This window comes from Desulfonatronum thiodismutans, assembly GCF_000717475.1.
Taxonomy (GTDB): Bacteria; Desulfobacterota; Desulfovibrionia; order Desulfovibrionales; family Desulfonatronaceae; genus Desulfonatronum; species Desulfonatronum thiodismutans.
On sequence record NZ_JPIK01000008.1, the window covers coordinates 1 to 14315 of the forward strand.

Consider the following 14315-nt stretch of genomic DNA (forward strand, 5'->3'; position numbering starts at 1 on the left):
ACCCTCTCTGCGCAGCAAGGCTCCGATCTGCCCCTGCTCGGTACAGGCATCGGCTTCTTGGAGGATGCGAAGTTTATAGGCGGCAGTATGCTTTCTTCGTTTGACGACCTCGGAAACTTCCGGGTCTGTGGGTTGTTGGTTCATGCCGGGGATGGGGGAGACTCCAGTCGGCCTATGGCCTCCTTCCGTCTCCCCCATCCCCGGCTCCCTTCCCAAAACGATGGCTGGTGCTAACTTCATGCTTGAGACTCCTAACCGCCCTACATTAATTTCTCAACAGGTGGCTGTCTCACCTTCAATGACACAGAGGGGTTAGCAGTAAAACGCACGAAGGGCGACCGATATCTCGGCCGCCCCTCGTGCGTTTCCACGCGCCAAAACGACGCTCCCCGGCAATGCCTGACATTGCCTCGATGAACATGAACTTATGGTTGATCATTCGCCGTATGAACGTTCCGTTCTCCCATTCGGCCTCCGAGAGCCCGATTCGGGATGTTTCCCGCGATTCGGAAACTGAGGCTATTGTGTCGGCCTTGCGTCAAACGGCGCGCCTTGTCCCTGATTTTGCTCATTGATCTGGAATTCCCGACCTGACTCAGGCTGTCCCATTGGTGGTTCAGGTTTTGCTTCAGGTTGCATCAAAGGACGTTCCTGACCAGTTGTTGGTTGCTCGTAGCCTGGAGAATTTTCTCCCGGCCTGGCCGGGGATTCGTATTCTTCCGGTTCAGGACCACACGCGGTCCCCAACAATATCCCTATTGCCAGTATCAGTGAGAGCACGGTCGTTTTACCGAACATCATTCCCCCTTGTATTCAGGCTTGGCGCCGCCCTACTGCATTTGCTCCAGTTTGGACGCCATCTTTTCCTGCAACTCGGTGCTCACCTGCACTTCCTGCATGACCTGATTATATGTGTCCACGTCCAACCCACTCTCCTGAACGGCCTGGACCATGGCGGCTCCCGCCTGCTCCTGCATCTGCTGCGCGGACTCCGGATCGGTCACCCCAGCCAGGGTTTCCTGCAATTCCATGCGAATCTCATGAATTTCCAGGTATGCGGTCGCTACTTTTTGAAGCTCGGCATCACTGAATTGAGCCGGGGTTCCCGGCTGCTGCATCATCTGCTGTCCTTCGGTTTGACCGGTCTGGGCGTGGACGCCCACGCTCAAGGCCAAAACGAGCAAACAGGCGAGGGTCGATCCGGTCAGCAGCATAATTACCTTCTTCATCTTCAAAAACCTCCGAATAAATTTGAGCCGCAAGGTCATCAAGCGACATCCCCCGTCTTACAGCATGCGCCGTGCCAGAATCGAAACAGGCTCCCTTGCAACAACCACGAATTTCAAAATACAAATATAATACAAGATATTGATGCTTCTTGCCGAACGAAACGGAAACAACGTTCAACGTGAACAAACTTGAAATGCGCCCTCTTGGCATGTATAAAAAAGTCACATGTGCAACTTCATCCCTGTCCACGCAAGGAGGACCATGCTCCATCGTATCCCGGCGTTGTCCGACTACTTCAGTCTGCGTACTGCCCTGGTCATCTCCGTTATCCTGCCTCTGGCCCTGGCCATGGGACTGACCGGTTACCTGCTCCTGCAGCTCTTGGAGCGGAATATCGAGCACCGGATGCAAAAGGATCTGGAACTGGTGGCCAGGGCGCTTCAGTTGCCCCTGAGTCACTCCATGGAACTGGAGCGCCAAGGCAGCGTGCTGCGGGCGGTGGAGTCCGCCTTTTCCATCGGCAGGGTCTACAGTGCGTATGTGTATGATCGGCAGGGGCGCCTGATCGCCTCGGCCGGGCGAAGCGAACCGACACCGGAGCAGGAGCGGCTGACCGAGCTGGCCGCGGACGGCGAACAGCGCGGGGAGTACGGACACGTGGCCGGACGAGAGGTTTTCTCATACTTCGTCCCGCTGAGCGACTCCGGCGGCAAGGTCAACGGCCTGCTCCAACTGACCCGGCGAAAAAGCGACATCCAGGAGGATGTCCGGGCTCTTCGCGCCCGCGTTGCGTTGGGGCTGGGTTTAGGGTTGCTGGCCATGTCCGGGCTGGTTCTCTTTGGACATCACCGCGCCCTGGGCCGTCACCTCTCCAGCCTGGGAAAGAGCATCTCCAGGGTGACCCGGGGGGATCGGGACCATCGCCTTCGGCCCCACGGACCGAAGGAAATCGTGACCATCGGCCGACAATTCAATCGGATGCTGGATACCATTGAAGAGGCCAAGGCCGAACTCCAAGAACGGCGCATCAGACAGATCCAACTGCAGGCCCAATTGCGTCAGGCCGAAAAACTGGCCGCCATCGGGCAATTGGCCGCCGGCGTGGCCCATGAACTGGGTACGCCCTTGAGCGTCGTCAGCGGCAAGGCGCAGCGCGCACTGCGCAAAGTCGGCCTGGATGCCGAGATCATGGAGACGCTTCGCGACGTACGCCGGGAAGTGGACCGCATGGAACACATCATCCGCCAACTTCTGGACTTCAGCCGCGGCAATGCGTTGCGCAAAAAGCCGACCAGTTTGGTCCGACTGATCCGCTCCGCTCTGTCCGCGACAAGTGAAGAAGCCGACAAGCACCAGGTCCACCTGGAAACATCCATTCCCTTGAACGAGGCTGAGGAAACGCTCCAGATCAACCTGGACGCGGTGCGCATGGAACAGGCCCTGGTCAACCTGATCCACAACGCCGTCCAGTCCGCCGCCGGAGGACGAGTCGTCGTTTCCTGGGGCAATGAAGACAACCAGGCATGGATGCAGGTGGACGACGACGGTCCCGGCATTCCCGAGGAAATAGAATCCAAGCTGTTTGAACCGTTCTTCACGACCAAAAGCGTAGGTCACGGCACCGGGCTGGGTTTGGCCGTGGTCCACGGTATTCTTCGGGACCACGGCGGGGGCATCGATTTCGGCAAGAGCCCACTGAGCGGAGCGTTTTTTCGCATCTGGCTGCCCGTTGACCACCAGCCCACGACCCAAGGGTAAAAGGAGAGATGAACATGGCTCCACGCCAAACAGAGCAGGGTATCAGCGGCAGCAAGGTGCTGGTCGTGGAGGACGACCAGTCTTTCGGGCAGCTCCTGAGCCAGGAACTGGACGACCACGACCTGACCGCCCGGTGGGTGGACAATGCCGAAACGGCCCTGGCCGTGATCCAGCAGTGGCGACCGGAGTTGGTGGTCAGTGATCTGCGATTGCCGGGGATGGACGGACTGGAACTGTTGCAAAGGGTCAAGAGTGAAGAGATGGAAAACGCACCGGGCTTTCTCTTGATCACGGCCTTTGGAAGCATTTCCAAGGCCGTGGAGGCGCTCAAGGCCGGGGCCGAGGATTTCCTGACCAAACCGCTGGACCTGGACCACTTCATTCTGACGGCGGTTCGCGTATTGAAAAACAGGGCGCTGCGCCAGGAGGTCCAACGCATCCGGGAATATCTGAGCCAGGACGACTTTCACGGCATGGTCGGCCAAAGCCCGGCCATGCGTGGTCTGTTCGAGCAGATCGGCCGCGTGTCCCAAGCTGATGGGCCGGTGCTGATTCTTGGCGAGTCGGGAACGGGCAAGGAATTGGTGGCCAGGGCGGTCCATGCATCCGGCCCGCGGAAAGGGGCATTTCAGGCCGTAAACTGCGCCGGCATCCCGGAACAGTTGCTGGAAAGCGAATTTTTCGGTCACAAGGCCGGCGCCTTCACCGGTGCGGGCAAGGCTCGGCGGGGGTTGTTCGCCGAAGCCGAGGGCGGCACCCTGTTTTTGGACGAAATTTCGGAAATGCCGCTCTTCCTGCAAGCCAAATTGTTGCGTATCCTCCAGGACGGCAAAATACGGGCCGTGGGAGCGGACAAGGAGGAGCAGGTCGACGTGCGCACCGTGGCCGCCACCCACCGCGACCTGGAGCAGGAGGTCGAGGCCGGAAGATTTCGCGAAGACCTGTTTTTCCGCCTGGAGACCTTCACACTCAGACTCCCGCCTTTGCGGGAACGCGGCGACGACCTGGAACTGCTGGCCGGTCGCTTCCTGCGTCGATTCAGCATCCAGGTGGACAAGAACATCCAGGGATTTGACCCAAAAACCCTGGATATTCTCAAAAATTACCCATTCCCCGGTAACGTGCGCGAACTGCGAAACGCCATGGAACGTGCCGTGACCTTCTGCGACGGGACCACCATTCTGCCCGCGCACCTTCCCAGCCGGATCAGGGACAACGGCGGCCAGCCGGCCCTGCAATCGGCTCCGTTATTGACGGCCATGGCCGCGGACGGCGAACATCTGCCCACCCTGGCCCAGGCCGAACACCACTACATTCGCCACGTCCTGGACGCGGTACACGGCAACAAACGCCGCGCCGCCGCCATCCTCGACATTCACCGCCGCACGCTCTACCGCAAGCTCGAACAGAGCTGACCGGGCGATGCTGCTTTGTTCACCGCCCATTCGGCCCTCTCAACGGACTGAATTCTTGCCAAATTCGGAAATGACCGGAAGCAGGCGCAACTAAAGTACCAAAGGTTCGTTGTTGCGGGGATCAGCGAGGAGTCACCCTGGAAGAAGCTCGTTGGGTAATGTCTCTTGGGCGAGGAACCATTCCTGGGAAAGCTCTTTCCATTTCTCCAGAATAAAACCGGATTCGCCGAAATCCCAAGGGTTCAACGTTTTGCGCCGCGACCTCCATTGGAGAAGCTTTTCCCAGGAGGGCAGTCAAAGCCGCACCGAGACAAGGCCATCGCGGCAGCACACATTGAGCACGGCTACTCCCAGCAGTCTATCGCCGCGCATCTCGGACTTCATTATGCCACTGTCAGCAGGATCATCAAAAAAGAACGAAATACATCAAAAAGCAAGACCTGACCCTAATGCACCTTGATATTACACACCAGGTCATTCCGGCGACATCCGCACCGGGCGGCTGGCTTCTCAGATCTTACCTCACTCCAAAATAGCCTGGCATCAACAAAGCCGGCCCAGGTCTGGGTCATTCCGCAGGATGACACACCATTTGGCTACGGAAGAGAATTCCTCATCAGGCTTGAGCATGGCCTTGATTCTACGGGCCGCTTGTTCCATTGTTTCTCGTGGAGTCGGATTCTTGATAGGATGATACCTCGCCTTGGCTTCGAGAAATTCATTGATGGCCCTACTTACGTTGCGCCAAACCTTGCGCCTCTGCTCGGGAAGAGCGTCATGATCGTTCAGTTTATACCGCTTAATTGACTCTTTTGCGCGGGCGTGGTTCCATTGCGCGACTTCTGAATTGTCCCAGCTTGGTGCTGGGATCGCGTTTCCTTCTTCATCGAAAGCAAGTAACAAAGGGTCGGCTGCTCGGATCGGATCGAGCAGGTAAGGAACCTCTGATTCTTCGCACCGAATAGTGTATGTCGAACAGCGGCTACCGTCGCACAGCGGAAACCAACCGCCCTTCTTGGTGTTCGGCACTCCACCCGCCAGCCGGTAATTGGTGTAATCGAAAGCCAGCCACCAATAGCCTTCCCGAATGCTTCCATCGAAGCTCCTGGCCTCGGCTTTGGGCCGGAAATGTTCCACGTCGTAATGAGAGCCATTGTTTGTGGTCTCCGTGAACCAGCATTTTCCGCCTGAAAGCGCAAAGAGCCACGGCTTCAGCTTTCCCCAATGCGCGGATTTCTTGCTGATGAAATCATTGCGTTCTTTGCGCTTGGCTTCGGCTCCTTGGGAGTCGCCTGCCGCTTCGAGTGTGGCGCGCTCCGCATCCAGTTTGGCGGCTTCCTTGTGTAATTCCGCTGAAACATGCAGCCACTGATCCCATTTGTCTTCACTCCACGGTGTCCATCCGGGGATGTCGTTATCCATGGGCGTTTTGTTTTTGAAGTCGATGTGCCTCATGCATTCTTCCGTTCTGCAAGGATTTTATCGATGACCGCGCTGGCAGCTGCGTCTTGTGCTGCCTGTTCTTCCGGGGTGAGCACGTCTTTGTGAAATTCAGTTCGCAGCGCCATCTGCTTCACGAACATTTCCAGATAAGGGTCTTTAAAGTCGCTGGCGAAGCCGAGTTCGGACAATTCTGCACTGAGCCTGGTCAGCTCTGCATTCTGCCCCGTCGTTCGTTTGTCTCCGAGGGCGTAAAGATAGTTGCGATGGTCGAGTCGGCGGCGGGTTTCTGTGTCCACGGTGGAACGAAGGCCGAAGAGTTCGCTTTTTAACAGTCCGGCAAAGCCCATGCCTTGCGGATGTTCTTCGGGTTCTTCGACGCTTATGCTTCCCTTGTCCTTCTTGAGAATCCGCACCTGCTCCTTGCGTAGGCTGCCGATCATGAGGGGGTCGTGGGTGGTGATGATGAGGTGGGAGCTGCCGGCGGCGGAATCGTTCTGGAGTTTAACTACTTTTTCGATTTCATCGAAGTAGCGAAGTTTCCAGATTGGGTTCAAGTGGGTGTCGGGCTCGTCGAGGAGGAAGAGGGATTCGTCTTCGTGGGTGAAGCGCATCAGGCCAAGGACGGTGAGGAGTTGTTGCTCGCCTTCGGAGAGTTGGGTGAAGTTGAGATTCCCGCAGATGTCGCGGTGTTTCACGTTGATGCGCACCTCGTCGATGAGGTCGGAAATGTAGGTGCTTTCGAGATATTTGAAAAAGCGGGCGGGCTCGCCGATTTGTTCAGCCACGCGACCAAGGGCGTCTTTGTCGGGGACAAAGAGGTAGAGCAAATCTTGCGTCTCCTTTCGGCCTCGGAAGTCCAGCAGGCGGTTTTCGCTGTGTTCGATGGGGGCGATGGATTCTTTCCAGAGTTGATCCAAAAAGGTCTGTACGATGCCGCGAGCATACCAGAAGCGGTTGTCGCCATCGATCAGGATTTCCTCGGCGAGGTCCGTCTTATACCAGTAGGGCTTCTTTAATACGAAAAGCACGGACTCCAGTTCTTCGATGCCCAAGTCGACCAGAACGCGGCGGCATTCCGTGTCTTCCTTGAGCAGGTAGGCGAGGAGCACGAATTGGCTGTGAACGTTGCGGCAGTAGAAAAGGCGGCGCATCAATTCATCGCTGCCATCCAGCAGCGCCTTGTAGAATCGTTGCTGGTGCTGCTGGAAGATGGCTTCGATTCGCTCACTCCTGCCGGAGTAGTAGGCGAAGACGTGATTGGGGAGATATTTTTTGGCGTTGCGGGAAAGATGGGAAATCGCGAAATCGGAGCCTTCGCCAGTGACGGTGGCCTGATTGCTATCGGTCACATTGACTCGTCCGGTTGCACCATTCACTCGGATCAAGTGTCCCCGGCACCAGTAATCGAGTTCATATTCAAACTCGGTTTTCTGATTCAGGTCGAGGTCGCGAAAGATCGTCACGATGGCCTCGATCATGTTGGACTTGCCGGAGCCGTTCTGCCCGATGACGGCGTGACTCTTGAAATCGCGTTCAAGTCCGTCGGCGTCCTTGGCCGATGGGGTGAAGGTGATCTCGAAGTCCCGCAGGTTGCGGAATTCGCGGATTTTGAGACGGCTCAAGTGCATCAGTCTTGCTCCAGGACTCTCATTTCGGCTTCAACGGGCGGCGCGATCCAGCCTTGGGCGATTTCGGTCTTGAGTTGCTGGTAGAAGGCGTCAATCGTCAGGCCGGATTGCTGCCAGAGGGATTTGGCGGGCAATGTGCCTTTGTTTTGGATGAGGAGCCGGGCCAGCGAGGCGTCGGCCTCGGGCCTGGGCTTTTTGCCAAGGGTGACGAGGGAGACCAGTTCGGTTTTGGGTGCTTTCATTTTTTCAGGTCTTTCCAGTTGAGTGGTGCCGGTGAAGGAGGCGACGCAGGCTTTGGCAAAGGCTGCGGCCAGCTTGTCCCGTTCCCGCTGTTGCGCTTCGAGTTGGTCCACCAGGGCCATCAGTTCATCCACTTTGGCGACGATGCGGCGTTGCTCGGCGAGAGGAGGAATAGCGACAAGAAGGGTTTCCACTCCGCCAACTCGAAGGTGCTGGACCGTCGCTCCAATCGGTTTGTCCTTAACCCGCTGCATTAGCTCTGGGTCCATGAGCGAATACAAAAGAAAGTTGACATCCACAGTGTCTGGAACAAGGCGGATTAGCATCATTCTTTGTCCCATACACAGCTTCACACCTTGAGGAATGATGCACACCTCACCCATGGGTGCTTCGCGCGTGATAAGAATGTCGCCAGGCTCGGGCTTACATCTTGCACTCCAGCGCTCATAAGTTGCTTCAGAGACATACTTCGGTTCCAGAGCGTTAAGTTGACCGGCTCTAATATTGGTGGTCCGTATCAGCCGAATTCCACTTGAAACATACGGTGCTGTTTTGTTGTGACAGTCTACAACGAGAAGACAGGTTTGCATAAGTGTCGCCCACTTCCAACCAACGGGCAGATATTGAAGTCCCTCTGGAAGGCGCTGCGCATGCTGCTTCCGTAACTGTGTTTTTGCTTCATTTGAGTTTGGATAACCGTTCTTGAGCAACTGGTCGCGTTTTACGGCAACTCTTTCGAGTAGTTTAGTTGCGGACTCTTCTCGGGGATCTTGAGCGACTAGTTTACCGTGAACAGCAAGCGTGAAAATAGTCTTGCGTAAGTCGGCGGGCGACACGCTGCCGACTTCATAGAAGATGCGGTTAAGGTTGGCGGGAGTGGGAACTTCGGCGAAGCGGTCGTGACAGGTGCGGGAGAGCACGGGGAATCGCCGTTCTCGTTCCTGCTGCTGCGCCTCCAGTTGATCGCACAAAGCCATCAACTCATCCACCTTGGCCACGATACGTTTTTGTTCGGCGAGGGGTGGGCAGGGAATTGGCAGCTCGGAGACCTTGGAGGCTGACAGTTCAACTTGGTTAGTTGTACCCGTGACCATTGAGTTTTCCTGTCCTGGAGTCATCCGCTGCTGGATCGTGGGTGAGGCGAGATAGCTCCAAACGTAAGCGGGCACAAAGTTTGTAAGTCGAATGATTGTTACGTGAGAATCCGCCACCACCTGTTCCTTGGCACCCGGATAGACAACAAGGCGGCCCGCAGTTCCGGTTCCGGTTGAGTTCCACAGGATGTCGCCGCTAACCAAAAAGCGCTCGTGACTGTACCCCTTCACCGAATCATCGCTGATGCGCCGCGCCGAAGACAAGTCAAAACCAGACCACTGCACACACTTTTGGGAAACGACCCGAATTTTCCCAGCCTCATCATATCTCGGACCTTTTCCGCGTTGGATATAACAAGCAATGTTCCCAAGGCGCTCCCATGTCCAGTGCGTCGGAATTTCAAACTCCAACTCGAATTCAGCCAGCGGTCTATCTGATCCGCTTGGCCTGAGTTTGTGTTTGGAACGATAAGCGAGTTTGAGCGCCGAAGCATCGGCAATAGATGCAGCCCCGTCTCCTTCACTTAGAATTCTGGGCACAAGACGGCCCGAGACAGCAAGATGTAGAACAAGCTCGCGGAGCCGTTTAACACCCAAAGGTGCCATCGCGGCATGTCCAAAGTTGGTCAAAAATTGATCAGCATTCATCGGGCTGATTCTTCGGATTCAAAGTGGTGAGCCAGGGCGGCGGACAGTTCAGCCTTGAGCTTGGACTGCGTCTTGTCGATTTCGACCAGCAGCGCCTTGTATTTGGCGAGGAGCTTGTCGGGGTCGTGGGTTTCTTCCTCGGGGGCGTTAGGGTTCTTGATGTCGAGATTGTAGATGGGCCAGAAATGGCGGTCTCCAATGGATTGCTGCTCCCGGGCTTGCTGGCGGAGGGCGTCGATCTGCACGTTGATGCCGGTGATCTTGTCCTCAGCCTTGGTGCGCTTGGCGGCGTTCTTTTCGCCTTTGATGGACTCGCGCAAATCTTTGATCTGGTTCACCAGGGCGGAGGCGTCGTTGTTGAGGGATTCGGCCTTGTCCCAGTGCGGTTTGGCCTTGGCTTCGGCCTCCTGCTTGAGGGTCTTGAAGTCGATCTTCCACGCCTGCTCTGACTCTGTGCGGGCGGCGAAACCGTCGGACTCGCTGCCCCACCAATCGACGATGGGAGCGAACTCCTCGACGCGCAGGGGTTTGGTTTTGCTGTAGCTCTTCACGCCTGCGGGGTAGCGGTGCTCGTAGAACCAGATCGTGTCGGTGGGTTTGCCCTTGGTGAAGAAGAGAAGATTGGTCTTGATGCCGGTGTAGGGGGCAAAGACGCCATTGGGCAGGCGGATGATGGTGTGCAGGTGGCACTCCTCCAAGAGCAGCTTCTTCACCTTGGCCTTCACGCCTTCACCAAAGAGGGTGCCATCGGGCAGGACCACGGCGCCGCGCCCGCCTTTGGCGGTGAGGAGCTTTTTGACGATGAGGACGAGGAACATATCCGCCGTCTCGCGGGTGCGGACGTCGGATGGGTAGTCATTGCCCACGCCGTCGTCTTCCATGCCGCCAAAGGGCGGATTGGTGATGACGCAGTTGACGCGCTCGGTGAGCTTCCAGTCGTTCCAGCCGGTAGCGAGGGTGTTCCGATGCTCGATCATGCTGGGCACGTCGATGCCGTGGAACATCATGTTGGTGACGCAGAGCAGGTGGGGGAGTTGCTTTTTCTCGATGCCGCGGATGCACTGGGCGATGGCCTTGCGGTCTTCCGCGCCGGACTTCTTGCTGATCTGCCTCTCCAGATGCGCAATGGTGGCGGTGAGGAAACCGCCGGTGCCGCAGGCGGGGTCGAGCACGGTCTCGCGCTTCGCGAGGCTGGGGTTGACCATTTTCACCATGAACTCGGTGATGGCGCGTGGGGTGTAGAACTCCCCGGCATTGCCGGCGCTGCGCAGGTCATTGAGGATCTGCTCATACACGTCGCCAAGCTGGCCGCGGCTCTTGATGTCGTGGAAGTTGACGGCTTCGTCCAGCTTCTCGATGACGGCCAGCATCTGGGTGCCGGACTTCATGTAGTTGTTGGTGTCCTGAAAGACACCGCGCACGACCTTGGCCTTCGCGGCGGCAATTGCTTTGGCTTGTTCCCTCGGCATCCCTTCCTTCTCGCCTTGAATTGCGCGGGTGGCAGCGGCGTCGATGTCGAGTTCCTTGAGGCCGGGAAAAACAACGTCGTTGACGTATTTGATGAGCTCGCTTGCTTGTTTGCGGGGTTTCTTTTTGCCGTGGTCGTCTTCGATGTATTTGGCCCAGTTTCGCCAGCGGCAGTCCTCGGGAATGGGTGAAATGTATTTCTTATGCTGGTTTTCGGCGTCATCTTCCCAGGCCTCTTCGCACTGGTCGAAGATTTTCAGGAAGAGCATCCAGGTGAGCTGGCCAATGCGCTGGGCGTCGCCATCGACGCCGTCGTCCTTGCGCATGATGTCCTGGATGGATTTGATTGTGCTGCGGAGATTCATGGAGGTCCTTGATGTCTTGAGGTGTCAGGCGGCCTGGCCCTCGTAAAGGGCGTGTTCGAGTTCGGTGATGGCTTTGGAGTAGGCTTCGTTGCTACCGAAGATGCCGCGTCGGATGTGAGTCTTGCTTCCCAGTTCCGAGAAAGGCGGAAGTTCGAGAATGACGGGGTCTTCGAGGTCGGCGATGCCGTGGTCGGCATATTTCTCCAGCAGGGCTTCGAGGACCGCGCGGGCTTGGTCACCGTATTTGGCAAAGTAATTGCGCTTTTTCACCTTCTCCGCCCGCTCCTTGCGGGTGAGTGGCTTGGCATCAAAGGCGACATGCGCGACGAGGTCGAAAACATCCAGCTCCGCGCCATTCGGCACGGCCTGGGCGAGGATGAAAAGTGGGATACCGTGCTCCTTGAGTTCGTCAATGACGGCCTGTTTGCGCTCGGCTTCGTGCCAACGGATGAGAAAATCGTCAAGGCTGGTGAACTGTCGGCGGAGGGCCTTTTGAATGTCGCCCTTCAGATAGACGCGATAGTCCTCGGTGATCAGCTTGCCGTGCTCATCAAGGTAGCTGGCGCGCTCGACGCCAGGGCCTACGGCGACATCGTCGAGGACATAGCGGACGCGACCGCCGGTAGTGCCTCCATCCGTGCCTTCACCTTCGTCCTCATCACCTTCTACTGCGTCGTCAGAGCCGTCAGGGCCATAGGGCGGCGGATCTTCACGAGCCACGCCGCTCCCGGTATCACCGTCATCTGGCGGGATGATGGGTTCATCGGGCTTTGGCTCGTAAATCATGACCGGCTCGCCATCGAAGTTCTTGTCCTGAAAGAGACGGGTGGCACCTTTGAAATCCATGATGGTGAAGAATAGCTTGCCGTAGTCCTCGCGGATGCGGGTCCCACGCCCGATGATCTGCTTGAACTGGGTCATTGACTCGATATTTTGATCGAGGACGATGAGCTTGCAGGTCTTGGCATCGACGCCGGTGGCGAGAAGCTTCGAGGTGGTGGCGATGACGGGGAAGGGTTCGTCGTTGTCGATAAAGTAGGAGAGCTGGGCCTTGCCCTCAGTATCGTCGCCGGTGATGCGGACGACGTAGCGGCGGTTGCTGGCGGCTTCGGGGATAAGCTTCACCAACTCTTGGCGCATCCGTTCAGCATGCGGCTGATCGTCGCAGAAGACAATGGTCTTCGACATGGGGTCGGTGGCCTGGAGATACTCCCACACGCGGCGGGCGACGAACGCGGTGCGCTTCGTGAGGATGAGGTTCCGGTCGTAGTCCTTGGTGTTGTATTGCCGCTGCTCGACGACTTGGCCCTGCTTGTCCTTCTTGCCTTTCTCCGGCGTGTAGCCGAGCGCATCGACATCGGTGACGACGCGAATGACTTTGTAGGGAGCGAGGAAGCCGTCGCTGATGCCCTGCCGAAGGGAATAGGTATAGAGCGGCTTGCCGAAGTAGTGCTCGTTGGAGATGTCTTTGGTCTCCGTTGGCGTGGCGGTGAGTCCGATGTGGGTCGCGGACGTGAAATAGTCGAGGATTTCCCGCCAAGCGGAATCTTCATCCGCGCTGCCGCGATGGCATTCGTCGATGACCACCAGGTCGAAGAAATCGGCGGGGAACTGCTTGTATATCTGCTTCCATTCCTCCTTTCCCGTCACAGCTTGGTACAGGCAGAGATAGATCTCATAGTTCCTCTTCACCTCGCGGTTGGTGATCTTGTGCATGTTCTCACCGAACGGGGCGAAGTCCTGCTGAATGGTCTGATCGACCAAGATGTTGCGGTCGGCAAGGAAAAGGATGCGTTTTTTGGTCTTCGACTTCCAAAGCCGCCAAATAATTTGAAAGGCGGTGTAGGTTTTGCCGGTGCCCGTCGCCATGACGAGGAGGATGCGCCGAATGCCCTGAGCGATAGCCTGAACGGTGCGGTTGATGGCGACCTTCTGGTAGTAGTGCGCCTCCTTATCGGTGGAGTCGGTGTGGTAGGGCTGGGCGATGAGGCTGAGCTCCTCAGGTTTGGTGAGCTGCTTCCACTGCTGATAGATGGCCCACATCTCGTCATAAGTGGGAAAATGGTCGAGGCCCACTTCCCGAGAAATCGGCTGAGTGATGCCGGTACGGTCATGGATGAGAAAGCCGTCGCCATTGGAGCTGATGGCAAAGGGAGCATCCAGCATTTCGGCATAGGCAAGGGCCTGCTGTAATCCGTGGCCGATCTCGTAAATGCTCCGCTTGGCCTCCAAGACGGCGAGAGGGAGATTCGGCAAGCCATAGAAAACATAATCGGCACGCTTCGGGCCGCCTGTGGCGTTCGGGTTTTGAATGCGTGTGGCTATCTGGCCGCGAACAATGACACGCCCTTTCGTCAATTTTACCTCTTCACGAAACTGATGCTGCTGCCACCCCGCAGCCTGAATGGCAGGGGTGATAAATTTGGTGCAGATGTCGCGCTCGCTGAGATTGTTTTTGTTCATGTGGCGATGGGGAGTTCGGGCTTGTGGAGCATGGACGCTTTGATCAAGGAGAGAGTCTTGCCGTTGCAGGGGTCGTTCTTGTACTCGACGATCTGCTTTATGGCCCGACGTGGATTGATGCCGGTGGTGAAGAGGTTTTCCTCAAAAAACTCAGAACAATCAACATGCCCTTTGGGCAGCGTCTCCAGATTGAACATGGCGCTCGATGGTTCACAGCGAAAACGGATGGTCGAGGAGTGCACAGCGCAAAGATGCTCATGGTTCGGGGTTTCCTGTCCGGATTTTGTTCTGAAAATTGATGAGGTGCTACCTTTTTCGCGCAGTCAAGACAAGGGCTTTTATTTCCGGACGGTTGCCACGGAATAATGGTCAGGTCTTGTATTTTTCATTTTTCTTGAGGTAAGTCGATTACATGGCCAGACAAAAAAAATGTCTATCTACGAGTCAGATCAAGGTTACTTGAACAGAGGGATACTACCCATTGTCGAAAGCTCAGAAGAAATGGGTGGTTCGATAAAATCTAAGCATAACAAATTGCGAGCTGAGCCTGTCGGCTCCGCGCCT

10 protein-coding genes and 1 pseudogene are annotated in these 14315 nt (G+C 56.8%); 3 read left to right on the forward strand and 8 right to left on the reverse strand.

Features of this window, described 5'->3' with window-relative positions; all coding sequences use genetic code 11:
* Both GY33_RS0106505 and GY33_RS19680 read right to left on the reverse strand, forming a co-directional pair.
* Positions 1-240, reverse strand: a pseudogene (locus GY33_RS0106505) (hypothetical protein); the annotation flags it as partial.
* A 590-nt stretch (positions 241-830) separates the two neighbouring features.
* Complete coding sequence (locus GY33_RS19680) at positions 831-1229, reverse strand: DUF4168 domain-containing protein (RefSeq protein ID WP_152555107.1); 399 nt, start codon at positions 1227-1229, stop codon at positions 831-833.
* A 262-nt stretch (positions 1230-1491) separates the two neighbouring features.
* On the opposite strand from GY33_RS19680, the gene GY33_RS0106515 reads away from it, so the two are divergent.
* The 3 genes from GY33_RS0106515 (at position 1492) to GY33_RS21945 (ending at position 4847) form a co-directional block, all read left to right on the forward strand.
* Positions 1492-2988 (forward strand): sensor histidine kinase, encoded by a 1497-nt coding sequence (locus tag GY33_RS0106515; RefSeq protein ID WP_051822366.1) that lies wholly within the window; start codon positions 1492-1494, stop codon positions 2986-2988.
* A 14-nt stretch (positions 2989-3002) separates the two neighbouring features.
* The gene (locus GY33_RS0106520; RefSeq protein WP_051822373.1) at positions 3003-4403 is read left to right on the forward strand and encodes a sigma-54-dependent transcriptional regulator; all 1401 of its coding nucleotides are present in this window, start codon (positions 3003-3005) and stop codon (positions 4401-4403) included.
* A 267-nt stretch (positions 4404-4670) separates the two neighbouring features.
* Complete coding sequence (locus GY33_RS21945) at positions 4671-4847, forward strand: helix-turn-helix domain-containing protein (RefSeq protein ID WP_407637377.1); 177 nt, start codon at positions 4671-4673, stop codon at positions 4845-4847.
* Positions 4848-4946: 99 nt separating this feature from the next.
* Here the strand turns inward: GY33_RS21945 and GY33_RS0106530 are convergent, their stop codons facing one another.
* The 6 genes from GY33_RS0106530 to GY33_RS0106555 are packed head-to-tail and all read right to left on the reverse strand — an operon-like array spanning position 4947 to position 13948.
* Positions 4947-5858 (reverse strand): HNH endonuclease family protein, encoded by a 912-nt coding sequence (locus tag GY33_RS0106530; protein ID WP_031386563.1) that lies wholly within the window; start codon positions 5856-5858, stop codon positions 4947-4949.
* Complete coding sequence (locus tag GY33_RS0106535) at positions 5855-7474, reverse strand: ATP-binding protein (RefSeq protein WP_031386564.1); 1620 nt, start codon at positions 7472-7474, stop codon at positions 5855-5857. The genes GY33_RS0106530 and GY33_RS0106535 overlap by 4 nt, the downstream gene beginning before the upstream one ends.
* Complete coding sequence (locus tag GY33_RS19685; protein WP_051822368.1) at positions 7474-9456, reverse strand: restriction endonuclease subunit S; 1983 nt, start codon at positions 9454-9456, stop codon at positions 7474-7476. The genes GY33_RS0106535 and GY33_RS19685 overlap by 1 nt, the downstream gene beginning before the upstream one ends.
* Positions 9453-11288 carry a type I restriction-modification system subunit M gene (locus tag GY33_RS0106545; protein WP_031386566.1) on the reverse strand — a complete coding sequence of 612 codons (1836 nt, stop codon included), beginning with the start codon at positions 11286-11288 and terminating at the stop codon, positions 9453-9455. The genes GY33_RS19685 and GY33_RS0106545 overlap by 4 nt, the downstream gene beginning before the upstream one ends.
* Before the next feature lie 24 nt (positions 11289-11312).
* Positions 11313-13751, reverse strand: coding sequence for an EcoAI/FtnUII family type I restriction enzme subunit R (gene hsdR / locus GY33_RS0106550; protein WP_031386567.1), 2439 nt, complete (start codon positions 13749-13751; stop codon positions 11313-11315).
* Positions 13748-13948 (reverse strand): hypothetical protein, encoded by a 201-nt coding sequence (locus GY33_RS0106555; RefSeq protein ID WP_031386568.1) that lies wholly within the window; start codon positions 13946-13948, stop codon positions 13748-13750. Before GY33_RS0106555 ends, hsdR begins: the two co-directional genes overlap by 4 nt.
* Between the last annotated feature and the right edge of the window lie 367 nt (positions 13949-14315).